This is a genomic window from Streptomyces sp. ITFR-16, assembly GCF_031844705.1.
GTDB lineage: Bacteria > Actinomycetota > Actinomycetes > Streptomycetales > Streptomycetaceae > Streptomyces.
In genome coordinates, this window is sequence record NZ_CP134609.1 from 3,466,649 (window position 1) to 3,492,725 (window position 26,077).

At 71.4% G+C, this 26,077-nt stretch carries 29 protein-coding genes; 15 read left to right on the forward strand and 14 right to left on the reverse strand.

What is annotated here, in order from left to right; all coding sequences use genetic code 11:
- Positions 1 to 2,859, reverse strand: coding sequence for an FAD-binding and (Fe-S)-binding domain-containing protein (locus tag RLT58_RS15350; protein WP_311310939.1), 2,859 nt, complete (start codon positions 2,857 to 2,859; stop codon positions 1 to 3).
- A gap of 267 nt (positions 2,860 to 3,126) precedes the next feature.
- Here RLT58_RS15350 and RLT58_RS15355 point away from each other — a divergent pair, with 267 nt between their 5' ends.
- From RLT58_RS15355 to RLT58_RS15390, 8 genes are all read left to right on the forward strand, one after another.
- On the forward strand, positions 3,127 to 4,617 hold the full coding sequence (locus RLT58_RS15355) for a sensor histidine kinase (RefSeq protein ID WP_311310940.1): 1,491 nt from the start codon (positions 3,127 to 3,129) through the stop codon (positions 4,615 to 4,617).
- Entirely contained in the window at positions 4,614 to 5,060 is a 447-nt protein-coding gene (locus RLT58_RS15360) for a roadblock/LC7 domain-containing protein (protein ID WP_311310941.1), read from the forward strand. Before RLT58_RS15355 ends, RLT58_RS15360 begins: the two co-directional genes overlap by 4 nt.
- The gene (locus RLT58_RS15365; RefSeq protein ID WP_311310942.1) at positions 5,057 to 5,422 is read left to right on the forward strand and encodes a DUF742 domain-containing protein; all 366 of its coding nucleotides are present in this window, start codon (positions 5,057 to 5,059) and stop codon (positions 5,420 to 5,422) included. Before RLT58_RS15360 ends, RLT58_RS15365 begins: the two co-directional genes overlap by 4 nt.
- Complete coding sequence (locus RLT58_RS15370) at positions 5,403 to 6,071, forward strand: GTP-binding protein (protein WP_311310943.1); 669 nt, start codon at positions 5,403 to 5,405, stop codon at positions 6,069 to 6,071. Before RLT58_RS15365 ends, RLT58_RS15370 begins: the two co-directional genes overlap by 20 nt.
- A complete protein-coding gene (locus tag RLT58_RS15375) occupies positions 6,068 to 7,303 on the forward strand; it encodes a cytochrome P450 (RefSeq protein WP_311310944.1) in 1,236 nt (411 codons plus the stop codon). Before RLT58_RS15370 ends, RLT58_RS15375 begins: the two co-directional genes overlap by 4 nt.
- On the forward strand, positions 7,300 to 8,547 hold the full coding sequence (locus tag RLT58_RS15380) for a cytochrome P450 family protein (protein WP_311310945.1): 1,248 nt from the start codon (positions 7,300 to 7,302) through the stop codon (positions 8,545 to 8,547). The genes RLT58_RS15375 and RLT58_RS15380 overlap by 4 nt, the downstream gene beginning before the upstream one ends.
- A 105-nt stretch (positions 8,548 to 8,652) precedes the next feature.
- A complete protein-coding gene (gene serC / locus RLT58_RS15385; RefSeq protein WP_311310946.1) occupies positions 8,653 to 9,771 on the forward strand; it encodes a phosphoserine transaminase in 1,119 nt (372 codons plus the stop codon).
- A gap of 150 nt (positions 9,772 to 9,921) precedes the next feature.
- Complete coding sequence (locus RLT58_RS15390; RefSeq protein WP_311310947.1) at positions 9,922 to 10,533, forward strand: Uma2 family endonuclease; 612 nt, start codon at positions 9,922 to 9,924, stop codon at positions 10,531 to 10,533.
- Here the strand turns inward: RLT58_RS15390 and RLT58_RS15395 are convergent.
- Positions 10,508 to 11,059, reverse strand: a complete 552-nt coding sequence (locus RLT58_RS15395; protein WP_311310948.1) for a GNAT family N-acetyltransferase — start codon at positions 11,057 to 11,059, stop codon at positions 10,508 to 10,510. The two genes, RLT58_RS15390 and RLT58_RS15395, sit on opposite strands and share 26 nt — an antisense overlap.
- Before the next feature lie 46 nt (positions 11,060 to 11,105).
- On the opposite strand from RLT58_RS15395, the gene RLT58_RS15400 reads away from it, so the two are divergent.
- A complete protein-coding gene (locus tag RLT58_RS15400; RefSeq protein WP_311310949.1) occupies positions 11,106 to 11,501 on the forward strand; it encodes a PPOX class F420-dependent oxidoreductase in 396 nt (131 codons plus the stop codon).
- Between the two features lie 4 nt (positions 11,502 to 11,505).
- On the opposite strand, the gene RLT58_RS15405 is transcribed toward RLT58_RS15400, so the two are convergent.
- Positions 11,506 to 12,501, reverse strand: a complete 996-nt coding sequence (locus RLT58_RS15405) for a YncE family protein (protein ID WP_311310951.1) — start codon at positions 12,499 to 12,501, stop codon at positions 11,506 to 11,508.
- Between the two features lie 58 nt (positions 12,502 to 12,559).
- Between RLT58_RS15405 and RLT58_RS15410 the strand changes: the two genes are divergently transcribed.
- Positions 12,560 to 13,282, forward strand: coding sequence for a GDSL-type esterase/lipase family protein (locus RLT58_RS15410; RefSeq protein ID WP_311310952.1), 723 nt, complete (start codon positions 12,560 to 12,562; stop codon positions 13,280 to 13,282).
- On the opposite strand, the gene RLT58_RS15415 is transcribed toward RLT58_RS15410, so the two are convergent.
- Positions 13,279 to 13,644, reverse strand: a complete 366-nt coding sequence (locus tag RLT58_RS15415; protein WP_311310953.1) for a DMT family transporter — start codon at positions 13,642 to 13,644, stop codon at positions 13,279 to 13,281. The two genes, RLT58_RS15410 and RLT58_RS15415, sit on opposite strands and share 4 nt — an antisense overlap.
- A gap of 68 nt (positions 13,645 to 13,712) precedes the next feature.
- On the reverse strand, positions 13,713 to 14,033 hold the full coding sequence (locus RLT58_RS15420; RefSeq protein ID WP_311310954.1) for a DMT family transporter: 321 nt from the start codon (positions 14,031 to 14,033) through the stop codon (positions 13,713 to 13,715).
- 154 nt (positions 14,034 to 14,187) lie between these two features.
- On the opposite strand from RLT58_RS15420, the gene RLT58_RS15425 reads away from it, so the two are divergent.
- Together RLT58_RS15425 and RLT58_RS15430 are read left to right on the forward strand one after the other, a co-directional pair.
- Positions 14,188 to 14,628 (forward strand): MarR family winged helix-turn-helix transcriptional regulator, encoded by a 441-nt coding sequence (locus RLT58_RS15425; RefSeq protein WP_311310955.1) that lies wholly within the window; start codon positions 14,188 to 14,190, stop codon positions 14,626 to 14,628.
- 83 nt (positions 14,629 to 14,711) lie between these two features.
- Positions 14,712 to 15,446 (forward strand): alpha/beta fold hydrolase, encoded by a 735-nt coding sequence (locus RLT58_RS15430; RefSeq protein WP_311310956.1) that lies wholly within the window; start codon positions 14,712 to 14,714, stop codon positions 15,444 to 15,446.
- 4 nt (positions 15,447 to 15,450) lie between these two features.
- On the opposite strand, the gene RLT58_RS15435 is transcribed toward RLT58_RS15430, so the two are convergent.
- The 6 genes from RLT58_RS15435 to RLT58_RS15460 form a co-directional block, all read right to left on the reverse strand.
- Entirely contained in the window at positions 15,451 to 16,410 is a 960-nt protein-coding gene (locus RLT58_RS15435; RefSeq protein WP_311310957.1) for a hypothetical protein, read from the reverse strand.
- 135 nt (positions 16,411 to 16,545) lie between these two features.
- Positions 16,546 to 17,976, reverse strand: coding sequence for a hypothetical protein (locus RLT58_RS15440; protein WP_311310958.1), 1,431 nt, complete (start codon positions 17,974 to 17,976; stop codon positions 16,546 to 16,548).
- A gap of 330 nt (positions 17,977 to 18,306) precedes the next feature.
- The gene (locus RLT58_RS15445) at positions 18,307 to 18,906 is read right to left on the reverse strand and encodes a helix-turn-helix domain-containing protein (RefSeq protein ID WP_311314528.1); all 600 of its coding nucleotides are present in this window, start codon (positions 18,904 to 18,906) and stop codon (positions 18,307 to 18,309) included.
- 80 nt (positions 18,907 to 18,986) lie between these two features.
- A complete protein-coding gene (locus RLT58_RS15450; protein ID WP_311310959.1) occupies positions 18,987 to 19,643 on the reverse strand; it encodes a TetR/AcrR family transcriptional regulator in 657 nt (218 codons plus the stop codon).
- A gap of 94 nt (positions 19,644 to 19,737) precedes the next feature.
- Positions 19,738 to 20,733 carry a hypothetical protein gene (locus RLT58_RS15455; RefSeq protein ID WP_311310960.1) on the reverse strand — a complete coding sequence of 332 codons (996 nt, stop codon included), beginning with the start codon at positions 20,731 to 20,733 and terminating at the stop codon, positions 19,738 to 19,740.
- A gap of 108 nt (positions 20,734 to 20,841) precedes the next feature.
- Positions 20,842 to 21,240: a hypothetical protein gene (locus RLT58_RS15460; protein ID WP_311314529.1), complete on the reverse strand. Its 399-nt coding sequence runs from the start codon at positions 21,238 to 21,240 to the stop codon at positions 20,842 to 20,844.
- A 108-nt stretch (positions 21,241 to 21,348) separates the two neighbouring features.
- On the opposite strand from RLT58_RS15460, the gene RLT58_RS15465 reads away from it, so the two are divergent.
- Positions 21,349 to 22,161, forward strand: coding sequence for a helix-turn-helix domain-containing protein (locus tag RLT58_RS15465; RefSeq protein ID WP_399131576.1), 813 nt, complete (start codon positions 21,349 to 21,351; stop codon positions 22,159 to 22,161).
- The gene (locus RLT58_RS15470) at positions 22,158 to 22,397 is read left to right on the forward strand and encodes a DUF397 domain-containing protein (RefSeq protein ID WP_311310961.1); all 240 of its coding nucleotides are present in this window, start codon (positions 22,158 to 22,160) and stop codon (positions 22,395 to 22,397) included. Before RLT58_RS15465 ends, RLT58_RS15470 begins: the two co-directional genes overlap by 4 nt.
- Before the next feature lie 4 nt (positions 22,398 to 22,401).
- On the opposite strand, the gene RLT58_RS15475 is transcribed toward RLT58_RS15470, so the two are convergent.
- Both RLT58_RS15475 and RLT58_RS15480 read right to left on the reverse strand, forming a co-directional pair.
- The gene (locus RLT58_RS15475; RefSeq protein WP_311310962.1) at positions 22,402 to 23,316 is read right to left on the reverse strand and encodes a DUF1963 domain-containing protein; all 915 of its coding nucleotides are present in this window, start codon (positions 23,314 to 23,316) and stop codon (positions 22,402 to 22,404) included.
- On the reverse strand, positions 23,313 to 24,140 hold the full coding sequence (locus RLT58_RS15480; RefSeq protein WP_311310963.1) for a carboxymuconolactone decarboxylase family protein: 828 nt from the start codon (positions 24,138 to 24,140) through the stop codon (positions 23,313 to 23,315). Before RLT58_RS15480 ends, RLT58_RS15475 begins: the two co-directional genes overlap by 4 nt.
- 107 nt (positions 24,141 to 24,247) lie before the next feature.
- Between RLT58_RS15480 and hemC the strand changes: the two genes are divergently transcribed.
- Positions 24,248 to 25,180, forward strand: a complete 933-nt coding sequence (hemC, locus tag RLT58_RS15485; RefSeq protein WP_311310964.1) for a hydroxymethylbilane synthase — start codon at positions 24,248 to 24,250, stop codon at positions 25,178 to 25,180.
- Between the two features lie 13 nt (positions 25,181 to 25,193).
- On the opposite strand, the gene RLT58_RS15490 is transcribed toward hemC, so the two are convergent.
- Complete coding sequence (locus tag RLT58_RS15490; protein WP_311310965.1) at positions 25,194 to 26,057, reverse strand: LysR family transcriptional regulator; 864 nt, start codon at positions 26,055 to 26,057, stop codon at positions 25,194 to 25,196.
- Positions 26,058 to 26,077 lie beyond the last annotated feature (20 nt).

Sequence of the window (26,077 nt, forward strand, 5' to 3'; positions counted from 1 at the left end):
CTAGGGCGTCTCCCCCGGCCGCAGTTCGGGGGAGACGGCCGGACGGGGGTCCGGGGGCAGGCCGTCCGCCAGTGCCTCCGCCAGGTGTCTGGCCCGTACGCCGCCGAGCTGCGCCAGCTGGGTCCGGCAGGAGAAGCCGTCGGCCAGGATCTCCGTGCCGGGGGCCGCTTCCCGGACGGCCGGCAGCAGGGCGTCCTCGGCGCAGGCCGCGGAGACGTCCCAGTGGCCGCGCTCGAAGCCGAAGTTGCCGGCCAGGCCGCAGCAGCCGCCGACCAGATCGCCGGTCAGGCCCGCCCGTTCGCGCAGCCGGCGCTCGGCCGCGTCGCCGAGGACCGCGTGCTGGTGGCAGTGGGTCTGGCCGGTGACCGGGCGGGCGAGGTGCGGGGGCTGCCAGTCGGGGGCGTACGTCTCCAGGTACTGGGCCAGGGTGTGGACGGACGAGGCGAGCCGGGCCGCCCGGGGGTCGTCGGGCAGGAGTTCCGGGAGGTCCGTGCGCAGGGTCGCCGCGCAGCTCGGTTCGAGGACGACCACGGGGTCGCCGAGCACCCCGCCGAGCCGGTCCAGGGTGCGGCGCATCACCGTGCGGGCCTTGTCCAGCTGGCCCGTGGAGACGTACGTCAGACCGCAGCACACCCCGCGCCCGGCGGGGATCGCGTGGCGGCCCGCCGCCTCCAGGACCCGGACCGCAGCCCGGCCCACCTCGGGCGAGAGGTGGTCGGTGAAGGTGTCGGGCCAGACCAGGGCCACCCGGTCGCCGGAGAAGAGGAACGTGCCCTTGCCCCAGCGCCGGTTCAGCCACCGGGTGAACGTCTCCCGCGCCAGGAGCGGAATCCCGCGCTCCGGCGCGATGCCCGCCAGCCGCTTGGCGAGCGCGGCGAACGGCCGCACCCGGGCCAGGGCGTTCAGCGGGCCCGCGAACGGGGCCGCGAGGCGCAGCCAGCGGGGCAGCCGCCCCATCGAGTAGTGGGCGGCCGGACGCAGCCGGCGGCGGTAGTGGTGGTGCAGGAACTCCGCCTTGTACGTGGCCATGTCGACGCCCACCGGGCAGTCGCTGCGGCAGCCCTTGCAGGACAGGCACAGGTCGAGCGCGTCGCGTACCTCCGTGGAGCGCCAGCCGTCGGTGACCGTGCCGCCCGCCTCGCCGGCCAGCATCTCGTGCAGCAGCCGGGCACGGCCGCGCGTGGAGTGGGCCTCCTCGCCGGTCGCGCGGAAGGAGGGGCACATCACGGCCGGGCCCTGCGCCACCGTCGTACGGCACTTGGCGACCCCGACGCACCGGCGCACCGCCGCCGAGAAGTCGCCGCCGTCCTGCGGGTAGCCGAAGGCGACATCGACGGGCTCGCGCGGCAGCACGTCGAAGCGGAGGTTCTCGTCGAGGCGGGCCGGGCGGGCGAGGATGCCCGGGTTCATGCCGCCGTCCGGGTCCCACAGGTCCTTGAACCGGCCGAAGAGCGCGACGAGTTCGTCCCCGTACATCCGGGGCAGCAGCTCGGCGCGCGCCTGTCCGTCGCCGTGCTCGCCCGAGAGCGATCCGCCGTGGGCGACGACGAGCGAGGCGAGGTCCTCGGAGAAGCGGCGGAAGCGGGCCACGCCCTCGCCGGTCAGCAGGTCGAAGTCGATCCGGACGTGGATGCAGCCGTCGCCGAAGTGCCCGTACGGGGTGCCGTGCAAACCGTGCTGGGCGAGCAGCGCGCGGAAGTCGCGGAGGTAGCCGCCGAGCCGGGCGGGCGGCACCGCGCAGTCCTCCCAGCCGGGCCACGCCTCGCTTCCCTCCGGCATCCGGGTGGCCGTTCCCGCCGCGTCCTCGCGGATGCGCCACAGCGCCCGCTGCCCGGCCGGATCGGTGACGACGGCCGCGTCCACGGTGTCCCCGGACGCGGCGCGCACCAGCCGTTCCGCGTGGGCCCGTGCCTCGGCCGGGGTGGCGCCGCCGGTCTCGGCGAAGAGCCAGGCACCGCCGCGCGGCAGCCCGGCCGGTTCGCGTACGAGGTCGGCGGCCATGCCCTCGACGGTGAGCGGGTGGTACGGGAGGAGGCCGGGGGCCGCCTCGGCCGCCGCCGACTCGTCGGCGTAACCGAGGACGGCCAGGGCACGGGCGGCGGGCGCCTCGACCAGCCGGAGCGTCGCCTCGGTGACCACGCCGAGGGTGCCCTCGCTGCCGCAGAACGCACGGGCCGGGTCGGGGCCGCGCTCGGGCAGCAGGGCGTCCAGCGCGTATCCGGAGATGCGGCGCGGGAGTTCGGGGAAGCCGGTGCGCAGCAGGGCCAGGTGGGCGTCGACGAGTTGGCGGACTCCGGCGGGGCCCTCGGCGCCGCGTTCCAGGCGCAGGGTGTCGCCGCCGTAGCGGGCGACGGTCAGGGCGTGGACGTTGTCGGCGGTGGTGCCCCAGGCGACGGAGTGCGCGCCGCAGGAGTTGTTGCCGATCATGCCGCCGAGGGTGCAGCGGCTGTGCGTGGAGGGGTCCGGGCCGAAGGTCAGCCCGTGCGGGGCGGCGGCGGCCCGCAGGTCGTCCAGGACAACGCCCGGCTGCACCACGGCCGTTCGCGCGGCCGGGTCCAGGCCGACGATCGCGCGCAGATGGCGGGTGAGGTCGAGGACGACGCCCGTGCCGGTGGCCTGCCCGGCGATGGAGGTGCCGCCGCCGCGCGGCACGACGGGCACGCGGTGCTCACGGCAGACCGCGAGCGCGGCGGCGATGTCCTCGGCGTCGCGCGGGGCGACGACTCCGAGCGGCACCCGCCGGTAGTTGGACGCGTCCATCGTCGTCAGCGCCCGTGCCGCGGCGTCGAACGCGACCTCGCCGCGTACGGCCGACCGCAGTTCACGGGCGAGCGCGGTGATCGAATCGGTGGATGCCATCGGGCCAGGATGCCGTGGGCGGGGGTCCATGGTCGCCGGGCGGCCCACGATTCCACCGAATGCGCTATTACGTCGGAATCAGTCGGATTCACGAACACGAACGCACCGAAGAGCACCAGAAGCTCTTCCCAAACGGGCCGTCAATTCTCATATAGTGACCAGGACTTGTCTGGGAATTATCTGTTCCACTTGTCGCATTTTGCCCCTCGCCCCACCAGCAGCACCGAACCGTCCCTGTCCGTCACCGTCCGCCCCCAAGGACTCCGATTGCGCCCCTCAACCCGGCCGACCGCACTGGCCCTGCTGGTCACGGTGGCCCTCACCGGATCCCTGTGCGCGTGGGCGACCCTCGTCGCCCCCGACTCCTCCCGGACCGCGGTGGGCTGGGGGACGGGCGCCGCCGCCGTGCTGTTCGCCGCCGCCGTCGCGGTCGCCGTCCACACCCGCGCCACCCTGCGCGCGGTACGGGAACGGAACGCCGCCGAGAGCGCCCGGTTCACCTCGGAGATCTCGCGGATGGTGTCGGCCTCGGCCGCCGAGGCCCAGCGGTTCACCGCCGAGAACGCCCGGGTCAAGGCGGCGGCCGCCGCCGACTCGGCCAGGATCACCGCGGAGTCCGAGCGGACCGCCGAACGCCTCACCGCCGAGAACGCCAAGCTCAGGGCCCGTGTCGCCCGCAGTGAGCAGGAACGATCCGCCGCGATCGCCTCCTGCGCCAACGCCGCCGGCCGGATGCAGGCCCTGGCCACGAGCATGCTCGCGGACCTGCGCGACATGGAGCACCGGCACTCCGGCGAGGACATCCTCGGCGATCTGCTCCACCTGGACCACCGCACCGCCCAGGCGGGCCGGCTGGCCGACTCCGTCGCCGTGCTGACCGGGGCGCGCTCCGGCCGCCGCTGGGCGAAGCCGATCGTCATGGAGTCCATCCTGCGCGGCGCGATGGGCCGGATCAGCGGCTACCAGCGCGTCCGGATCCACTCGACCAGCGATGTCGCCGTCGCCGGCCACGCCGCCGAGGGCGTCATGCACGCCCTGGCCGAACTCCTCGACAACGCGGCGAACTTCTCCCCGCCCACGGCCGAGGTCCATGTGTACGTGGAGGAGGTGCCGGCCGGCATCGTGCTCACCGTCGAGGACAGCGGACTGGTGATGAGCGAGGTGCAGCTGCGCCGGGCCGAGCGCGCCGTCTCCGCCGACGACCAGGACCTCGCGGGCCTCTCCGGCACCCGGCTCGGCCTCGCCGTCGTCGGCCGGCTCGCCCGCAAGCACGGACTGACCGTCTCCTTCCGGCCCTCGGCGCGCGGCGGCACCGGCGCGCTGATGATGCTCCCGCAGGAGATCATCACCCGGACCCCGGCAGCCGCGGCCCAGGCCCCCGCGGCCGAACCTGCCGCCACCGCCGCGCCCGCCGCCACCGCCCCGGCCGAGCCCGAGCCGGTGCACGCGTCCGGCGCGGAGCGGCACGCCTCCCCCGCCGCACCGCGCCCCCAGGAGCCGGAGCCCCTGCGCTCCGACTCCGCGTCCGAGACCACCGGCAACCTCCCCCGGTTCGGGGAGAGCGGCCTGCCCAAGCGCTCCCGCGGGCGCACCCTGGCCGCGGCCGAGTCCCGCGCGCGGGCGGCGGCCGACCCCGGCACCCCGGACGCCGCCGCCACGCCCCCGGCGTCCGACGCCAAGGACCGGGCCGCCCGCTTCAGCAGCTTCCGCCAGGCCGTACGGCCCAACTCCCCGCACCCGGAAGGCAACACCCAATGACCGCGACCACCGACGAGAAGCTCAACTGGCTGCTGGAGGGGCTCCTCGAACGGACCCCCGGCACCCGCCACGCCCTCGTGCTGTCCAGGGACGGCCTCAAGCTGTGCCGTACGCCCGAGCTGTCCGTCGACCAGGCCGACCAGCTGGCCGCGATCTCCGCCGGCATCCAGAGCCTCTCGCACGGCGCGTCCGTGGAGTTCGGCAACGGCAACGGCGGCGTACGGTCGGCCATGGCCGAGTTCTACGGCGGTGTGCTGTTCATCGTGGAGGCGGGCGCCGGCGCCCATCTCGCGGTCGTGGCCTCCGAGAGCGCCGACGTCGGCCTCGTCGGGCACAACATGAGCGAGCTCGTCGAGCAGCTCGGCGAGCACCTGGTGGCCCCGCCGAGGGAGCCCGCCGCACCGGCCGGGGCCACCGGGCCCGCCGGGAAAGCCGCCGTATGACCCCCCGCGCCCGCCCGGGCAGGGACGACGGCCCGGACCGGCTGTACACCCTCACCGGTGGCCGCAGCCGCTCCGACTCGGCCGCCTTCGACCTGGTCACGCTGGTCGTCTCCGAGTGCGAGCCGTCCCCCGGCATGCAGTCGGAGCACGTGACGATCCTGCGGATGTGCGTACGGCCCACGGCGGTCGTCGAGATCGCCGCGAGCCTGGACCTGCCCGTCAGCATCGTGCGCATCCTGCTGTGCGACCTGCTCGACACCGGCCGGATCAGCGCCCGCCATCCGCGCACCGCCCGCGTCGCGGACCGGCTCCCCGACCCCGACATCCTGGAACAGGTGCTCGTTGGACTCCGCAACCTCTGACCGTGCCGCCCTGCAGGCCACGGCCGACAACGGACTGAAGATAGTCGTCGTCGGCGGCTTCGGGGTCGGCAAGACCACCATGGTCCGATCCGTGAGCGAGATCCGTCCGCTCAACACGGAGGAGACGATGACCCGTGCGGGCGAGGCGGTCGACCACCTCGACGGTGTGCAGTCGAAGACGTCCACCACCGTCGCCTTCGACTTCGGCCGGATCACCCTCGACGAACGCTCGGTGCTGTACCTGTTCGGCGCGCCCGGCCAGGAGCGCTTCTGGTTCCTGTGGGACCGGCTGTTCTCCGGGACCCTGGGCGCCGTCGTCCTCGTCGACACCCGGCGCCTGGCCGACTCCTGGTACGCCATCGACCGGCTGGAGCACCACGGCACGCCGTTCATCGTGGCGTGCAACGACTTCGGCGGCCCGCTCCACACCGAGCAGCAGATCCGGGAGGCGCTCGACATCTCCCCGGACGTCCCGCTCGTGGAGTGCGACGCGCGGGACCGCTCCTCCAGCAAGTACGTGCTGATCACGCTGGTGGAGCACCTGCACCAGCTGTCCGCCGCGCGGGCCGGGAGCGCGGCCGGGGACGCCGGGGACTCCCCCGACGGCGACCCCGCCCTCGCCGCCCTGACCTCGGAGCCCACCCCGTGACCCAGTGCCCCCACGCGGCCGGTGCCGTACCCCTGTCCGGCCCGCGGTTCCAGACCGAACCGGCCCGGCTGTACCGGGAGATCCGGCGCGACCACGGCGCGGTCGCGCCGATCGTGCTGCCCGGCGACATCCCCGCCTGGCTCGTCCTCGGCTACCGGGAACTGCACCAGGTCACCGGGGACCCCGTGCTCTTCAGCCGCGACTCGAAGCTGTGGAACCAGTGGTCCGAGATCCCCGAGGACTGGCCGCTGATGCCGATGATCAGCAGGACCCAGCCCTCCATCCTCTACACGGTCGGGGAGCGCCACAGCCTCCGCGCCGCGATGATCTGCGAGGCGCTGGAGGCGGCGAACCCTTTCGACCTCAAGAAGAGCACCGAGGCGTTCGCGGACGAGCTCGTCGACGGGTTCTGCTCGGCCGGCACCACGGACCTCGTCGCCGCGTACGCGATGCTGCTGCCCGTGCGCGTACTGGCGAAGCTGTACGGCTTCTCCGACGACCGGGGCCCCGCCCTCGTCACCGCGATGAACGACATGATCAACGGCGGGCCCACCGCGCTGGCGGGCCAGCGGCACATCGCCACCTCCATGTACCGGCTGCTGGCCGAGCGGCGGGAGGAGCCGGGCGACGACGTGGCCACCCGGATGCTCGCCAACACCGGCGGCTTCACCGACGAGGACGTCGCCCGGGACCTGATGGTGATGATGGCCGCCGGGCACCAGCCGACCTCCGACTGGATCGGCAACTCGCTGCGGCTGATGCTCACCGACGACCGGTTCGCCGCCTCGCTCACCGGCGGCCGGCACAGCGTCGGCGAGGCGATGAACGAGGTGCTCTGGGAGGACACCCCGTCCCAGAACATCGCCGGGCGCTGGGCCTCGCGGGACACCCACCTCGGCGGCCGGCACATCAAGGCCGGTGATCTGCTGGTCCTCAGCCTGGCGGGCGCCAACTCCGACCCCCAGGTCCGTACCGACGGCTCCACGCTCACCGGCGGCAACAACGCCTTCTTCTCCTTCAGCCACGGCGAGCACCGCTGCCCCTTCCCGGCCCAGGAGATCGCCGAGGTCATCGCCCGTACGGCCATCGAGGTCATCCTCGACCGGCTGCCCGACGTAGACCTCGCCGTCCCCGCCGACCGGCTGACCCGCCGCCCCTCGCCCTGGCTGCGGGGCCTGACCGACCTGCCGGTGCGCTTCACGCCCACCCCCGCTCTTGGAGGCCAGAGATGACCGCGACCACGACCGAACCGACCGGCACGGACGGACGGGACCGCATCGTCCTGGACCCGCTCGTCGGCGATCTCGCGGGCGAGAGCGCGCGGCTGCACGCGGCGGGCCCGCTCGCCCGGGTCGAGCTGCCGGGCGGGGTGCCCGTCCACGCCGTCACCCACTACGCCGAGGCGAAGGCGCTGCTCACCGACAGCCGCCTGGTCAAGGACATCAACGTCTGGGGTGCCTGGCAGCGCGGCGAGATCCCGCTCGACTGGCCGCTGATCGGCCTGGTCAACCCGGGCCGCACCATGCTCACCGCCGACGGCGCCGAGCACCGCAGGCTGCGCGGGCTGGTCGCCCAGGCGCTCACCGTGCGCCGGGTGGAGCGGCTGCGCGCCGGCATCGAGGCGCGTACGAAGGTGCTGCTGGACCGGCTGGCGGAGCGCCCGGCGGGCGAAACGGTGGATCTGAAGGCGGAGTTCGCCTACCCGCTGCCGATGAACGTCATCAGCGAGCTGATGGGCATCGACTCGGCCGACCTGCCCCGGATGAAGGAACTGTTCGACAAGTTCTTCTCCAACATGACGCCCCGCGCCGAGGTGCCGCGGATGATGGCGGACATCCACGCCCTGTTCTCGCGGATCCTCGACGAGAAGAAGGAGTCCCCGGCCGACGACCTGACCGGGGCGCTGCTCGTGGCCTCCGAGGACGGCGACCACCTCACCGACGAGGAGATCCTCAACACCCTGAAGCTGATCATCGCGGCCGGGCACGAGACGACGATCAGCCTCATCGTGAATGCCGTCGTGGCGCTCCAGCGCCACCCCGAGCAGCGCCGCGCGGTGCTGGCGGGCGAGGTGGGCTGGGACTCGGTGATCGAGGAGACGCTGCGCTGGTCGGCGCCCACCTCGCACATCCTGATCCGGTTCGCCACCGAGGACATCGAGGTCGGTGACCGGATCCTGCCGAAGGGCGAGGGCGTCATGATCTCGTTCGCGGCCATCGGCCGGGACGAGGGGCAGTGGGGGCCGACGGCGACGGAGTTCGACGCCACCCGCTCCCCCAACCGGCACATCTCCTTCGGCCACGGCCCGCATGTGTGCCCGGGGGCCGCGCTGTCCCGTCTGGAGGCGGCCGTGGCCCTGCCCGCGCTGTACGAGCGCTTCCCCGGCCTGGCCCTGGCCGTCCCGGCGGACGAGCTGCGCAACAAGCCGATCGTGACCCAGAACGACCTGTACGAACTCCCGGTCACGCTGGGCTGATCCCGGCCCGTACGGACGTTCCTCCCACGCCCACGCATCGGAATTCCTGTCTCATCCGACGGACAGGATGCGTAGCCGCCACACCGAGCGGCTACGCTCCGACTCGTGGCCGACATCCAGATTCCCGCTGACATCAAGCCCGCCGACGGACGCTTCGGCGCCGGTCCTTCCAAGGTGCGGACGGAGGCGCTCGACGCGCTGGCCGCCACCGGCACGTCTCTCCTCGGCACGTCCCATCGCCAGGCCCCGGTGAAGAACCTGGTCGGCGCGGTACGTGACGGCGTACGCGACCTCTTCTCCCTCCCCGAGGGCTACGAGGTGATCCTCGGCAACGGCGGCTCCACCGCCTTCTGGGACATCGCGACGCACGGTCTGATCGAGTCGAAGTCCCAGCACCTGAACTTCGGTGAGTTCTCGTCGAAGTTCGCGAAGGCCGCCAAGCTCGCCCCGTGGCTGGCCGACCCGACCGTCATCGCCTCCGACCCGGGCACCCACCCGGACCCCGAGGCCGAGGCGGGCGTCGACGTGTACGCCTTCACGCACAACGAGACCTCCACCGGTGTCGCCGCGCCCGTCAAGCGCGTCGCGGGCGCCGACGAGGGCTCCCTCGTCCTGGTGGACGCCACCTCCGGCGCGGGCGGCCTCCCGGTCGACATCGCCGAGACGGACGTCTACTACTTCGCTCCGCAGAAGTCCTTCGCCTCCGACGGCGGCCTGTGGATCGGCGTCTTCTCCCCGGCGGCCCTGGAGCGCGCGGCCCGCGTCCACGCCTCCGGCCGGCACATCCCGGAGTTCTTCTCGCTGCCCACGGCGATCGACAACTCCCTGAAGAACCAGACGTACAACACCCCGGCGCTCGCCACGCTCTTTCTGCTGAACGAGCAGCTGACCTGGATGAACACCCAGGGCGGCCTGGACTTCACCACCGGCCGCACGGCCGCCTCCGCCGGCCACCTCTACGGCTGGGCCGAGGAGTCCAAGTACGCGACCCCGTTCGTCACCGACCCGGCCAAGCGCTCGCAGGTCATCGGCACGATCGACTTCGCGGACGAGATCGACGCCGCCGCCGTCGCCAAGGTGCTCCGCGCCAACGGCATCGTCGACACGGAGCCGTACCGCAAGCTGGGCCGCAACCAGCTCCGCGTGGCGATGTTCCCGGCGATCGACCCGTCGGACGTCCAGGCCCTGACGGCGTGCATCGACTACGTGATCGAGAAGCTGTAACGCCTCCGCTCCGGAACGGCCCCGCACACCTCACGGCGTGCGGGGCCGTTTCTGCTTCACTCGGCCGAGTGGCATATGCCAGAAACACGATCTCGGGTCGTCCCGCTCTACGATGATGGTCTCGACACCAGCCATGCCAGGAGGCCCTCAATGTCTGCAGCAGCAGTCGAGCACCCCTGTGACGATGGACCGGAGCCCCTGCTCGTCACAGCCGCCCGGCTCGCCGAGCAGCATCCCGGCTATCGCGTCGAGATCATCGGAGGCGTCATCACCGTGGCCCCACCCCCGGACGGCCCGCACGCGGACGCGCTGACCACGCTCATGGTCCCGTTCCTCGCCGCGGGACTTCACGGCGCGGAGTCGAGAGTCCTCCAGGGCATCGGCCTCTGGCTGCCGAGCGGCCCCGAGGACTACGCGATCCCCGACCTCGCCCTGGTCGACGCGGATTTCGACGAGCACCTGATCGAGTACAACTGCTACGACCCGGCCGCCTTCCGTCTGGTCCTGGAGGTCACCTCCAGCAATTACAACAGCGACCTGCGGCACAAGGTCGCCGTGTACGCCGAGGCCAAGATCCCCGTCTACGTCATCGTCGACCGCAAGCACGGCCGGGTCCATGTCCTGACGGAGCCCCTCGGCGGCGCCTACGACCGCCACGAGGTGTACGCCCCCGGCCAGGAGGCCCCGCTCCCCGACTCGATCGGGGCCGAGGTGACCCTCGACGTCGCCGCGCTGATCAACGCGGGCCGCCCCCGGAGCTGACGTCCACCGGACCGCCCAGCCCCCACCGCTCCTCCCCGTCCTCCCACTCCCCCGTCCGCACCAGCCCCGCCGCGGCGGCCACCGCCGCCGAGGCGGTGTGGTCCGGGTGGATGTGGGCGACGACCGTACGGACCGCGCCCCCGGCCCGCAGATGCGCGACCAGGCCCACCGCCGCCTCCTTGGCGTAGCCGCGCCCCTGCCACCCGCTCCCGACCACCCAGGCGATCTCCGCCCGTGCCCCGGCCGTGTCCACCGTCGCCTGGACGTAGCCGGCGAGGCGGTCCTCGTCCCGGACCCTGAGCACCCAGTTCCACCACAGCACGGCCGGGTCCGGCGATCCGGCGGTCTGCCGCGCGTACCGCGCCCGCAGACCGTCGGCGGACTCCGGGGCGCCGCCGGTGAAGACGTGCAGGGCCGGGTCGGCGAGGACCGCCGCCATCTCGTCCGCGTACGCCACCCGCAGGGGCAGCACGTCCAGGCGGGCGGTGGCAAAGGGGGCGGGGTGCGGCATCGTTCGGTTCTCCATGGCCGCCCGACCCTACGTGCGGGGCCGCCCGCGCGACAATGGAGTCATGAACACGAGCCCGGGGCTCGTCCCCTTCGAGAAGCAGTACGCGGTGCTGCTCACCAGCCACAAGCGCGACGGCTCGGGCGTGGGCACACCGGTCAACCTCGCGGTCGAGGGCGATCACGCCTACTTCCGCACCTACTCCTCCGCCTGGAAGGTCAAGCGGATGCGGAACTTCCCCGAGGTGGAGCTCGCGCCCTCCACGCTCCGGGGGAAGCCCACCGGGCCGGAGATCAGGGCGCGGGTGCGGCTGCTGCCGGAGCACGGCCCGGAGAGCGCGCATGCCGCGTCGCTGATCAAGCACAAGTACCCGGTCATGCACGGCGTGCTCGTCCCGCTGGCGCACCGGATCAAGCGGGACCGGACCCTGCACTACGAGGTCCGGCCGGTCGGCGCCTGACCGCTCACCCCTGCCGGCGCCGGCGCCCCAGGAAGAACAGCAGCCCGATGCCGGCGAGCACCGCGACGCCGGTCAGCGTGGTGCCCTTGACCGGTGAACCGTCCCCGCCGCCGGACGACGACTGCTTCCCCCCGGAGCCGGACCGGTCCGAACCGCCGCCGCCGTCCCCGCCCCCGTTCTTCAGGTCCACCCGCACCACATCGCTCTGCGGCCCCTCGGTGCCGTACATCAGGGCGGAGCCGTCCGCCGTGTACGTCACCGACTCGGCCTGCCGCAGCAGGGGCGACTCGACCGGGTAGTCCTTGCCCAGCCGCCCGTCGGCGAAGGCGTAGCCGCGCGCGCTGAAGTAGGAGCGCAGGACCAGCTCCTTCCCGTCGGGCGAGAACGCCCCGTCCGTCACCCACGGCACCTCGCCCACGCGCCGGAAGACGTTGTCCGTGCCGGCCGTGAGCTTCGCGGGGCCCTCGTACAGACCGCCGCCGCCCTCCTTCTTCGACGCGATGTAGACCCGGCCCGTCTTCGGGTGGACCATCAGCGCTTCCGCATTGCGCGGGCCGTCCGCGTACCTGACGTCGAACTGCGTGGCCCGGACCGTCGCGTCCCGCAGCACCTTCGGCTCCGGGAAGCGGTAGATCCAGACGTGGTCCCAGCTGCCGTCCAGGTTGTCGCCGATGTCACCGACGTACAGATCGCCGTCGGGCCCGAGCGAGATCGCCTCGACGTCGCGGGGCTCGCCGACGCCCTTCATGGTGATCGTCGCAACGGTCTTCCCGGTCCGGGAGTCGACCGCGAAGACGTAGGGCCCGTCGTCGCTGTCGTTGTGCGTCCAGTAGATCCCCGGGTGGGCGCGGCTGGCGGCCAGGCCGCTGGACTCGGTGATCCGGGGGTCCTCGATCGTGAAGCTCCGGTCGGCCCCGCCCTCGTCGGCCGCGGCGGGCGCCGCCACCGCGAAGGAGAGGAGCGCGGCGGCGCCGAGAGAGGTCAGTCGATACGAACGCATGGCACAAGTGTCCATCGTCACGTCGCAGGCCGGAGCCATGATCGGCCATGATGGCGCCATGCGTTTCATGTGCGTCGGCGATTCCATGACCATCGGACGCGCCGGGGACTTCACATGGCGCTACCGCATGTGGCAGCACCTGACGGCGTCCTTCGACGGCGCTTTCGCGCTGGTCGGCCCGCGCACCGAGCTGTACGACACCATCACGGGCACCCCGGTCTCGCAGGCGTACGCCGCCGAGGACTTCCCGGCCCCCGCCCGCCGCCATCTGGCCGGCTGGGGCGAGGGCTGGCTGCACATGGCCCCGGTGATCGCGGACACGGTCGCCGAGCACCGCGCGGACGTCCTGCTGGTCTCGCTGGGCCTGATAGACCTCGGCTTCTACACGGACAGCGGGCAGACCGCGGCGAACGCCCGCGCCTTCCTGACCGCGGCCCGCACGGCGAACCCCCACATCAGGTGCGTGCTCCTGCCGGTCATCCCGAACATACGCGCCGAGTCGGACGCCCCCTTCGCCGCGGAGTGCGCCCGCTTCAACGAACTCCTCGCCAAGGCCGTCGCGGACCTGGACCACCCCGCCTCCCCGGTCCTGCTGGCCTCGCGCCCCACGGACTACGACATCCACACGGACACCTACGACGGGACCCACCCGGGCCCCACGGGCGAACACCGCCTGGCGGCGGCGTACGCGGACGCGATGCACCAGGCGTGGGGGGTGGGCGGGGCGTACGCGTGGACCCCGGACCGGCTTCGGCCCGGGGTCCACGCCTCCGCCCGCTAGCGCGTGTCGGCGCTCCGCGTCCGGTCGGCGAGCTTGAGCCAGACGACCCCCGCGATGATGAGGCCGAGCCACGACGCCTGGGCGGGGGTGAGGCTCTCCTCGAAGAAGACCGGGCCGAGTGCGGCCGCTCCGGCCGCCCCGATGCCCGCCCAGACGGCATAGCCGGTACCGACGTCGATGGTGCGCAGGCCCACGCTCAGGGCCCACAGCGTCAGCAGGAAGAAGACGACGGCGACCAGGGACCACGTCAGCCGGGTGAAGCCGTGGCTGCCGCCGACGGAGAGCGCGTAGCCGATCTCGAAGAGGCCGGCGAGAAGAAGCATGAGCCAGGAGTTGGCGGTGGAGGAGCTGGTCGGGGACATGGCGGGAAGTTCCTTTCGAAGGAGCCGGATCACGGGTTCTCACTGAGGGGGAGCGCGCGGCGTGGGGCTCAGGCGGCGCCGCTGAGCTGCAGTCCGACGACTCCGGCGATGATGGCGAGGATGCCCAGCGCCTTGCGCCAGTCGAGGCGCTGCCCGAAGAGCGTGGCGCCGAGCAGCGTGATGCCGACGCCAGAGACGGACGTCCACAGGGCGTAGCCGACGCCGACGTCGAAGGTCAGCAGGGCCCTGCTGAGGAAGTACGTGCCCAGGGCGCCGCTGACGAGGGTCACGGTCGTCCAGGTCCGGTTGGTGAAGCCTTCGGCCTTGCCGGCCGCGAGGGCGACGCCGATCTCGAAGACCACGGCGACGGCGAGGTGGACCCACTGCATGGGAGTTCCTTTCGTTCGGTGTCGGCATCAAGTCATTGCATGCTCATACAACTAAAAACAGCCCGTACGCATCCGGTGACTGGATCTCCGGGACGCGAGAAGCTTGCATGAGCATGTACTCTGATGTCAACAACCGCTTCGGGAGGACGCATTCATGGCCACCGCCCCCTCGCACACGTCCGACCACGCCGTCTGGAACCGCATGCTCGTGCTGCACGCCCAGGTGGAGCGGGAACTGGCCCTGGCGCTGCAACGCGCCAACGGCGTGGGCCTGTCCGAGTTCCGCTCCCTGGAACACCTGCACCACTCCGAGGACGGTGAGCTGCGCATGCAGGACCTGGCCGAACGGGTGGGCCTGGAACCGTCCTCGGTCAGCCGCCTGGTGGGGCGCCTGGAGAAGTCCGGCTTCGCGTACAAGGACCTGTGCCCGTCCGACAAGCGCGGCGTCTACGCCGTGATCACGGACGAGGGACGCCGCCGCTACGAGGCCGCCCGCGCCACCTACGCCGAAGCACTGTCCTCGTCCCTCAACGCCCTGAGCGCCAACCCCGAACTCGCCACGACGGTCCAGGCCGTGCGCACGGCCCGGAGCTGACGTCCACGCCCCGACCGGTACGCATCGCCGGGGCCGGCCCGCCGGTAGGGTCGGTCCGAGCAGAGCCTGGATCTGGGGGGATCATGACCGACGCGACGAACACACCACCCATCGTCTTCGTCCACGGAACCCGCTTCAGCGCGGGCCAGTGGAGCCCGCAACTCACGGCGCTCCAGCCCGACTTCCGCACCACCGCCATCGACCTCCCGGGCCACGGTGCCCGCTCCGCCCAGCCCTGGAGCCTGGACGCGGCGACGGAGATCATCGCCTCGGCAGTGGACACGCTGGACGGCGGACCTGCCCTGGTCGTCGGCCATTCGCTCGGCGGATACGCCGCCCTGGAGTTCGCCCGGCGCCACCCCGCCCGACTGCGAGGTCTGGTCCTCGCCGGGGCCAGCGCCTCGACGCGCGGCCGGTGGGCCACGCCGTACCGCTGGATCGCCGGGCTCGTCCCCCGCCTACCGCCGGACCGCCTGACCCGCTGGAACGACCGGCTGCTGCGCCGCACGTATCCCCCCGAGGTGGTCGGGGCGACCATCCGCTCCGGCTACGCCTTCCACACCCTCCCGGCCGCCTGGGGCGAGGTCCTGGGCCGCTACGACGCCGGCTCGATGCGCCATGTGACGGCCCCGGTCCTCATCCTGAACGGCGAGAAGGACACGGTCTTCCGCTCCGGCGAACAAGCCTTCGCCCGAGCCCACCCGAACGCCCGCATCGAACTGATCCCCCGAGCCCGCCACCTCGCGAACTTCGACGACCCCAAGGCCTTCACCGACGCAATCCGCCGCTTCGCCCAGCAGTTGCCGGCACGCGCCTGAGCGCTCAGCTGCGGGGCCGGCCCATCACGATCGTGGCCGCGCTCAGGAATCCCGAGCCGACCACCGCCAGGACGATGCGCAGGGAGAGGGAGGACGAGGGGCCGAGGATGGCCGGGGCCGCTACGAGGATCGCTCCCGCGGCGCTGATGATCACACGGGAGAGCAGACGCACCCGGGAGTGCTTGATGATCACGGAGAACCGCACTGATGCCACCGGTGTCGTACCGGCCTCCTCCGGACCCAGCCGGATGGTCACGTGGGTCAGCGCGTCGAAGGAGGACGCGTCGGGCTGCAGCCAGAATTCGGTCGAGTCGTAGCGCAGCGCCACGTCGTGGGAGGCGTCCGAGGAGACCCGGAGGAAGCGGCCGTCCGTGGAGCAGGTCAGGGTGATTTTCGGCGTCTCGGCGTAGCGCTGCGAGTAGAAGCTGACCGGGAGCCGCGCGGGCTTCAGGTCTCCCAGGCTGAGTCGTCCCTGTGGCTCGAACGGGAAGGCGCCGGGGCCGGCCAGGTGCGCGGGCTGGTCGACGCGCATGAAGTAGGAATTCTCGAAGGTGGGATGCAGCGCGAGCCGCCGGGCGACGCTGATCCACAGCTGTGCCTGATCCCCGCCGGTGCGTATGGGAAGGGCGGGGTACTTCAGCACGGCCGGGTAATAGGAGCCGCTGTTTCCTTCGATGATCTTGTCTATGGCCTTACGGCTCTGGACACCGATGTCCGCGCGTGCGAGGGAGTAGTCGTCCAGGTCGACATGCTCGGTGACGCGCAGTTTGAAGAGGAAGACCTCGGCGACGCATTCGGCGGCCACGATCTCGGCCACTCTGACCGGGAGCAGGAATGCGTCGTCCGGCGACGTGGCGTCCGCGACGAATCCGATCAGCGCGCGTTGCCCGATGATCTCCTTGTTGGCCACCTTCTGCTGGAGAGGTGGGGCCACGTACTGCGCCTCGTAGCGGAACTGGATCATCGCGCCCTGAGGAAGAGCGAGCGCTGTGAGAATGTCTTCGGCATACCGACGCCGCAGATTCGATGACAGAAGCAGAACCTGCGGCCGCTCTTCCGGGTTGCTCACGCCGTCCCCCCACGAGCCGGATTTACCTGCTCAGACCGATTCGTACAGCGTCTGCATGCCCCATTTCGCCCGCATGGACTCCTCCAGCTGCGTATAACGTGGCCAGACACGGTCGTTCGGCAGTTCGTCGAAGGCGAGACGCGTCACCGGCTCGTAGTGGATGCCCTTGCGCGCGAGCTCGTCGTGCCGGTGGTAGATCACGTCCTGTTCGAATCCATCGGCCTGGTCACAGGTCAGATCGATGATCTGCCGCGCACCGTCCGAAGGCGAACCGATCTCGATCCAGCAATGGTGATCGACGGACGAGATGGCCGGATCGTCGAATTGCAACCTGCCGTAGCAGTACGTGGCTTCGATCTCGCGACGCCGCAGTTCACGGGCCAGCCAGACCGAGCTGACACCGCACTGCCCTTTGGACGACAGGGGCTCCCGCGCATAGCTGGGATGCGCCGTACTGGGCGACCAGGCGCCTTCCAGACGGCGCCGGAAGCGACGCAGTTCCTCGGGGTCGAGCGCGGGGAGACGGGCCGGGTCGCTCTCGTTCGCTGGTTCTGCCACTTGCTGCAGAGTGTTCACTTTGCGGATTTCTCTTCTCGCCGCACTGTCCGTACCCAGCACCACCAATAAGTTGCGGTAGGTGCCGGCACATCGGTCTGCGTAGTTGTTGGAGGTGGACTGCCGCCGCGTCACATAGCCGCCGTACTGGTCATAGCAGTAGGCAACCGGAGCAGTGGCGAAGGGGATGAAATTAGTCGCGTGAAGCGCTGATCCAGTAAATCCGAGCAGGGGGTTGAATGCCGTCACGATGAACTTGCATCCTACGGAACGAAGACGCCTTACCGCCTGCCCCATAGTAAAGCTCATAAGATTGTGCGCCGCACCCGATAGCCCCAGCGCCCGCGTGAGTACGAGCACGTTACCGCGCTCGGCGGGAATTCCCTGGAGGCGCAGGGCCCTTATGATCCCGGGCCGGTCGCACAGGGAAAAGGCGAGGTAGGTAAGGGGGTGCGAAGCCCCCTGGAGGTAGCAGCCGGCCTCCACCATGGTGTCGGCCCGCGCACTCAGCATGTAGTGGAGCCTGGATTGGTAGAGGTGCCCGACACCAGGCGCCACCAGATCGAACTTCACCCCTACGGACGAACCGTCGGGACGCCTGACCGTGAAATCACGACGGACCTCGCCACCCCCGAACAGGAGCGAGCTATTGGCCAGCAGATCCGTGTCCTTGATGTAACTCGCTATCCTGCTGCACCGGGCGATCAACTGCGGCCGCAGCTCACTGTAGAGCTCCCCGTACGACCCGAAATCCCCACCCGCCAGGACCGATGGCGCGTGCAACCGCAATTGGATATCGAAATCGCGTGCGCTTATCCCGCATAAGGCGGCGTCTGCGGCAATGAGATCACGGCAGTAATCGGAGAACTCGTCGACCAGCGGAGCTCTCAGCTCATTCACGAGCACCGACCACGCCTTCGAACGCTGAGCGCAGGGAGGCGCAGCGACCTGCCGGGGCAGCGGTGCCGGACCCGGCAGAGTGCGTGGGGATGTCGCCGGTAAGGCGTAGCCGGTCTCAGCGGGGCCGAGCGCGATACTCGCCATCGTCGTCTCCGCCATCCGGTCGCCGACAGGACTGAACATCGTACGGCGAAGGGCACTCCCCTGTCAGCCGGATGGCGGTCAACGGCCTTGCCGCACAACGGATTTACCGCACCCCGCCCCTCACATCCGCCCAGGAAACGCCTCGCCCAACGTAGACACCGCCAAGCGGCCCGTCGTCAGGGCGTCGGGTCTTCAGCCACGTTCGCCTCGTGTCGGCTTCGCCCGTACGTGCATCCGCTCCCCCTGCGGCCCGAACAGGCTGAGGAATTCAACCGGTTCCGGGCCCGCCGCGCCCCACCAGTGCGGGGTGTGCGTGTCGAACTCCGCCGCCTCGCCCGCCGTCAGCACCAGGTCGTGGTCGCCCAGGACCAGGCGGAGCCGGCCCGAGAGCACGTACAGCCACTCGTAGCCCTCGTGCACCCGTTGCTCGACCGGGCCCGACGGGGCCGTCGCCCCCGGCATGACCTGCTTGTACGCGTTCACCCCGCCCAGGTGCCGCGTCAGCGGGACGAACGTCATCCCGTGGCGCTTGAACGGGCGGAACGTGACCCGTGGGTCGCCCGTGTCCGGCGCGCCCACCAGTTCGTCCAGCTGGACCCCGTACGCCTTCGCCAGCGGGAGCAGCAGTTCCAGCGTGGGCCTGCGGCCGCCCGACTCCAGGCGGGACAGCGTGCTGAGCGAGATCCCCGTCGTCTCGCTCAGCTGCGCCAGCGTCGTCCCGCGCTCCGTCCGCAGCGCCCGCAGCCGAGGGCCGACGCCCGTCAGGACCGACGCCAGCTCGTCGTCCCCCATCGTGCCGCCCTCGGTTCCAGCGGCCGTTCCGTTCTCGTTCTCCGTCATGGTTCCATTTGCCGGACCGGCAAGCCGCCTTGTCAATCCGACCCATCGGACCGGCCCGCCGCCGGGCCGATCATCGCCATCGACAGCCTCGTCAGCTCGCTCGTCAGCCACGCAGGCGGCACCTGGCGCGGGCGGCGGCCATGGTGCGCGAGCAGTTCGTCCACCGACCGCGTCAGCACCTTCACCACCACCGTCAGGTCCCCGTCCACCCCGTGCCCGCGCTCCCGCGCCCGCTCCGCCTCGTGCGTCAGGAACTCCGTCCACACCGACCGCCACCGCGTCAGGTGGTCGTCCATCTGCCTGCTCACCCCGAGCACCTCGACGAACGCCACCCGCGCCGCCTGCGGATCCCGCGTCACCGCCCGCACATACGCGTCGAACAGCCTGCGCACCCGCTCCTCCGTCGGGCACGTCTCCATGCCCTCCTCCGACAGCTCGGCCTCCGCCGCCCGCATCCCGCCGATCGCCACCTCGTCGTACAGATCGACGAGCAGCGACTCGCGCGACTCGAACTCCCGGTGGAAGTCCCGCACTTCCACCTGCGCCTTCGCGCACAGATCCTCCACGGAGGTACGGGCGTAGCCGTACACGGCGAACAACGTGCGCCCCGCCGCCATCAGTTGCGCACGGCACCACGCGGGGTCCCTCGTCCGCACTCCGTCCCAAAGCTCCACCACGGCATCCACCACGGGTCCTCCTCAGTCCGTCCCGGCCCCCACGCCCACTCTCCTCGCTCCACCGCGCCTACGGCGGAACCGCCACACCAGCGAACGGCCGTACGCCTCACCGTCTCCCGGCGTCCTGTTCGAGGATCGCCGCGACCCGCTCCCGCCAGGGCAGCGGATCGCGCTCCTCCTCGAAGCCGTCGCCCGGCCGGGACCGCGGCCATTTCGCCCAGTGCGCCGCCTCAGCCGCCCCCTGCGCACAGGAACGGCACACCGTCTCGTCCGCCCGGGGCCGGAACACATGCTCCGGCCCCTCCCCCTCGCACGGCACGTACGGCCGCACCTCGGGCGCCCGTGCGACCGGCGCGGGCTCCTCCGGCAGCTTCTGCACGAGCCGGTGCCGTACGAACCCGACCGCCGACCGCACCCCCTCCGCCGGCAACTCACTCACCAGCGCCAGCCGCAGCTCCGCCGCCTTCACCCCGCGCCGCAGCCAGTCCGCCGCCGCACCGGAGAGGCTGCGCGCCTCCCGCACCCCCAGGTGCAGTTGCGGGCTCGCGTGCCGCAGTGACAGCAACACGCGTTCCGCCTCCGCGACTTCGGGGTCCGGGGGGACGGGTTCGGCCGAGGGCTCGGCCGGTGGTTCGGCCGCAGGCGGCTCGGAGGGTGGGTGGGATGAGTTCTTCTCCCGTTCTTCCACCTCCGGTTCATAACCACCGGCCGACCGACCCCCCGGTCGACCGACCGTCGGAGACCGTTCACTCGGCTGGTCTCCCCGGCCCCGGCCCGCGTCCCTGATGCGCCTGGCCTCTTCGTCCGTCAGCCCGACGTTCGAGAAAAGCTGGTCGGTCACCCACAGCCCGCCCTCACCCTGCCGCCGCCACTCGTGGACGAAGCCGTTCTCCTTCAGCTGGGCCTTGGCCCGCTGGTACGCACGTCCCGTGATCCCCAGCGCCTTCGCATGGTCACTCAGCGCCTTGCTCGCACGCTTCTCGGGCAGGCCCTGTACGTACGTGATCAAGATCTTCGCGTCGCTGCCGAGCTTCGGATGGCGCACGATGTGGTGCGCGGCCTTCACATAGCCGTAGGACGGCGAGATAACATGCCAGAGCATTCTCGGTGGACCTCTGATCCATCGTGGGGTGAAGGCCCTCGGTCCGGTGTTGGTAGCACCCCCGGGGGCCGCCCCATGCGCAGAAGCGCACGGAGCGTAATGACGCGATCACCGTACAGCAGAAATCTCGTCGTTCACCACCTTCATCAGCAGCTCGAACAGCAGTTTCGTTTCCACGAACGGATCTTGATCCGTCGGCAGAGAACGCCAGTCCAGCGGGTACGTCATCCCGTACAGCGCGGGGATCCCCACGAACGCCGACTTCTCGCGCACGAGCGCCTCGGCCCCGGCCGGCCAGCGGTGCGCACGGGCCGTGCCGGGCGGCACGAGGAAGTACATGCTCCGCGCGCCGACCCGCGAACGGACGATCGGGCCCGCCTGGAAATCCGTGAACTGCATGATCTCGTAGGCCACTTGTTCGCCGAGAATGCCGACGATCCGTACGGCGTCGAAGTGAATCCCCGCGTGGCGCAGGGCGTGGCCGCTCGCGGGAATCCACGAGGGCATCAGGTCCAGTGAAGTTTTCGGTTCCATACGGAAAGCGTCGGCGTCCGCACGTACGGTGACCAGGGACACAAGGCATCTGTGCACTGCTGTGCACTTGGAGGTCGGGCTGTGCATACGAGTGGTGGCGGGGGCGGCAGCGCCGAGATGTTCGGGGCGTTGTTGCGGCATTACCGGGAACGGGCAGGGCTGTCGCAGGAGGGGTTGGGCCACAAGATCGGCTTCTCCAAGTCGCAGGTGGCGATGGTGGAGCGCGGGCAGCGCCCGCCGAAGGGAGACTTCACCCCGCAGGCAGACGCCGCGCTCGGTGCCAGCGGTGCACTGATCGCTGCCGCCGCGAAGTTGACGTTCAGTCGGCTGGCTTCCTGGTTCGAGCCGTTCGCCGAGGAAGAAGGGAAGGCCAGGGCGCGGTACGAGTACGAGTCCAGCGTCATGCCCGGACTGCTGCAGACCGAGGATCACGCACGCGCCTTGTTCAGGGGCGAGTGCCCGCCGCTCGATGACGATGAGATCGAGGCCTTGGTCGCCGGTCGTCTCGCCAGGCAGGCCTTGTTGACCCGCAGACCGATTCCGGACATCAGCTTTGTGCTGGAACTCAGCGCGATCTCTCGCCCGATCGGCGGACGAGGTGTGCACCGAGCGCAGCTCCGGCACCTTCTTGAGGTCAGCCGGTTGAGACATGTGCACATCCAGGTGATGTCGCCACAGCAGGAGACACATGTCGGCCTGAGCGGGCCGTTCGTCCTGCTGGAGACCGACGACCGGCGTCGACTGGCGTACCTGGAAGTCCAGACGCGGAACTTCCTCGTCAGCGAACAGCCCCACCTGGGAGACCTGTTCGCCAAATATGGCATGCTGCGGACCCAGGCTCTCGGGGTGGAAGAGTCGCGCGAGCTGATCGAGAAGATGGCAGAAGGACTATGAGTACTGACCTCAAGTGGTTCAAGAGCAGCTACAGCGGCAGCGACGGCGGCAACTGCGTCGAGATCGCCCTCGCCTGGACCAAGTCCAGCCACAGCAGCGATGACAGCGGCAACTGCGTCGAGGTCGCCACCTGCCCGCACACCGTCCACGTGCGCGACTCCAAGGACACCGCCGTCCCCGCCCTCGCCCTCTCCCCTGACGCCTGGGCCGCCTTCCTCCAGTACGCCGCCGCCTGAGGCGCTACGAGCAGTCCGCGTGGCACGCGTACGGCCGGTCGGGGCAGTGCGGGCACACGAAGAGGTAGAGCCCTCCCATGTCGCCCAGCATCAGCCCCGGCGCGCGCTGGACGCGGCTGCGCTCCTCGTACGGAAGGTCCAGGACCGTGCCGGTGGCAGGCATGTCCTCCACGGGCAGCCAGGTGCGCCACGACTCCCCGTCGAACTCCGCGCTGTTGATCGTCAGCAGGTGGTCCATGCGGTGGCCGCAGGCCGGGCAGTCCGGCCAGTGGGGGTCCTGCGTCCACGTCGGGTAGCCGCCGGCCTTGGCGCCTGACGCCACCGACAGGTGGGACCAGTACGACCAGCCGGTCTCCTCCTCGATCTCCTCGAACCGCTCCTCCAGGGGTTCGGCGATGTCGTCCGGCAGGTCCCAGTTCGGGTATTCGGTGACCCGTTCCGGGTGCAGGACGCAAGGGTCGGGGAGGTAGTCGTCCGGGGCGCCCTCGGGCCGGGGCGGTACGGCGGGCTCCTCGTCGCACGCGGAGCTGTCGCGCCAGTACAGCTCCGGGCGGGGCACATAGCCGGCCTCGTGGTCGAACGGGCACCACAGCACCTGGAGGACGTCCGTACCGGCCGGGAAGGGGAGTTCGGGCACATCGGCCGCGTACAGCTGGAGTACGGGCACCAGCGGCAGCGGACCGCTCCCCTTGGCCGGGGCGAGGTCCGTACGGGGGTGGTCGTCCTCGCAGTGCGGCCATGCCTCCGCACGCGGCCACCGCACGGGCCCGCCCATCGAGCTGTCGCCCGGCCCAGGGTTCCCGGCCCGGGGATGCAGCCGCACGGTCTCCTTGCGGAAGGCGGCGACCTCCGGGAACAGCGCCTCCACGTCGAGCGGGCGCGGCGGAGTCGTACGGGACCCGCCCGCCGCGTCGCTCACGCCGTTTCCCCCGCCCGCTGCGCGAACACCTCGCGGGCCGCCGCGATGCCGTTCAGCGCGGCCGGGAAGCCCGCGTAGCCCGCCATCTGCATGATGACCTCGACGGCCTCCTCCCGCGTGCCGCCGACGTTGAGCAGACCGTGGAGGTGCACCCGGAGCTGGGGGCCGACCGTGCCGAGGGCGGTGCAGAGGGCGACGGTGACCAGTTCGCGGGTCTTCAGGTCCAGGCCGCAGCGGGAGTAGATGTCGCCGAAGCAGAACTCGATGAGGTAGCGGGCCAGGTCCGGGGCGATGTCCTGGAGGGAGTCGATGACCTGCCGGCCCGCGTGCCCGTCGATGCGGTCGAGCGCGGCCTTGCCCCGCTCGAAACGGTCGCCGCCCTCGGGGGCGGACGCGGGCGTGGCGGGGGCGTCGTCGGGGCGGGAGCCGAAGACCTCGCGGGCGGCGGCGAGGCCGTTGAGCGCGGCGGGGAATCCGGCGTAGACGCAGACGTGGACGAGGGTCTCCACGATCTCCCGGCGGGTGCAGCCGACATTCAGCGCGCCCCCGATGTGGAAGCGCAGCTGCGGCGCCGCGTTGCCCATGGCCGCGAGGGCGGCGACGGTGCTCAACTGGCGCTCGCGGTAGGTGAGCCCGGGGCGGGAGTAGATGTCCCCGTAGCCGAACTCGACGGTGTACCGGCCGAGGTCCGGGGCGATGTCGGCGAGGCTGTCCAGGACCGCCGGCCGCTCCTCGCCGCCAACCTGCCGGAGGGCGGCGAGACCACGCTCGTAACGGTCGTCGGTGCCGGTGGGGGTGGTGGCTTCGCGCTGTTCGTTGTTCATGCCACGGAACATAGGACTTCGAGTGAACTCCAACGCAAGCGGGGTCGCCCGCGCTGCCCGCAGCCGGGCTGCGCGATGCGCCCCCGTGCGCCCTCTATCGTGGCCGCATGACCGCAGACCTCATTCGCATCGTGTCCCGTGACTCGCCCATGGCGCTCGCCCAGGTGGAGCGTGTCCGCGCCGAGTTGGCCGCGCTCCACCCCGGCATCCGGACCGAGGTGGTGCCGGTCAGGACGACCGGGGACAAGTGGATGGGCGACCTCTCGCTGGTCGAGGGCAAGGGCGCGTTCACCAAGGAGGTCGACCAGGCGCTGCTGGCGGGCGAGGCGGATCTCGCGGTGCACTGCGTGAAGGACGTGCCCGCGGACCGGCCGCTGCCCGCCGGTACGACGTTCGCCGCGTTCCTGAAGCGCGACGACATCCGGGACGCGCTCATCCACCCGGCCGGGCTGACCCTGGACCAGCTGCCGCCCGGGACCCGGATCGGCACCTCGTCCGTCCGGCGCATCGCCCAACTGGCCGCCTCGCACCCGCATCTGGACTGCGTACCGATGCGCGGCAACGCCAACCGGCGCCTGGAGAAACTGGCCGCCGGCGAGGCGGACGCGCTACTGCTGGCCGTGTCCGGGCTGGAGCGCATCGGCCGGACCGATGTGATCACCGAGATCCTGTCGCCCGAGGTGATGTGCCCGCCGATCGGCGCCGGGGTCCTGGCCCTCCAGTGCCGTGAGGGGGACACCGAGCTCATCGACCTGGTGAGCGCGCTGGGCGACCCCGCGACCTACCGCGAGACGACGGCCGAGCGGATGTTCCTGCACGTCCTCCAGGGGCACTGCAACAGCCCGATCGCGGGGTACGCCCAGGTCGAGGGCAATGGCGAACTCGCCCTGCGGGCCAAGGTCTTCACGCCCGACGGCAAGACGGTCCTGAACGCCCACGAGTGGGCGGGCCGGCTGGACCCCGCCACCCTCGGCACGTCCGTCGCCGTCGCCCTGCTCCGCCAGGGGGCGCGCGAACTGATCGACGGCATCGCGCACTGAGGGCGGCCCCGGTTCAGAGCCGGGTGGCCGTGCGGATCAGGCCCGCCAGGGCCAGGGAGCGGCTGTGCGCGGGCCAGGCGATGTGGGTGACGACGGGCGGCGCGTCGGTCAGGGGCACGGCGGCGTGCTCCGTCCACAGCCAGGCGCGGGCCGACTCGGGGAAGACGGCCAGGGTGCGGCCCAGCGCGATCAGCTGGGCCAGCTGTGTCTGGTCGCGGACCTCGGGGCCCGGGCCGGGCGGATAGGTACCGTGGCGGGCCCAGCGCGCGGGCGGGAGGCCGGGCACGTCGCCGATGTCGGCCATGCAGAGCGTGTCGCGCGCGGCGAGCGGGTGGCCGGCGGGCAGGACGGCTACCTGGCCCTCCCTCATCAGCTCCTCGCTCTCGAACCCGGCGAGGGTGTTGAACGGCGTGTGCATGAGCGCCGCGTCGGCCCGGCCGTCCCGCAGCAGCTCCTCCTGCTCGCACAGCCCGCACGGCAGCACCTCGATCTCCGCCGCGCCGGGCTCGGCCGCGTAGGCGCCGAGCAGCCGCTGCAGGAGTTCGTGGGAGCCGGCGGCCTTCACCGCCAGCACCAGGCGGTTGCCGGAGCCGTCCGGCCCGTCGGCGCCGCCCGCTCGCCGGGCGCGGCGGGCGGCGGCCGCCGTCGCGTCGAGGGCCGCGCGGCCCTCGTACAGCAGCACCTCGCCCGCGGGCGTCAGGGAGACGCCCCTGCGGTTGCGCTCCAGCAGGGAGACGCCGAGGCGCCGCTCGACCTGCTGGATGGCCCGTGACAGCGGCGGCTGGGCCATGCCGAGACGCTCGGCGGCCCGGCCGAAGTGCAGTTCCTCGGCGACGGCCACGAAGTACCTCAGCTCACGGGTCTCCAGGGTGTCCATGCGTGCAGGGTACTCCCGGG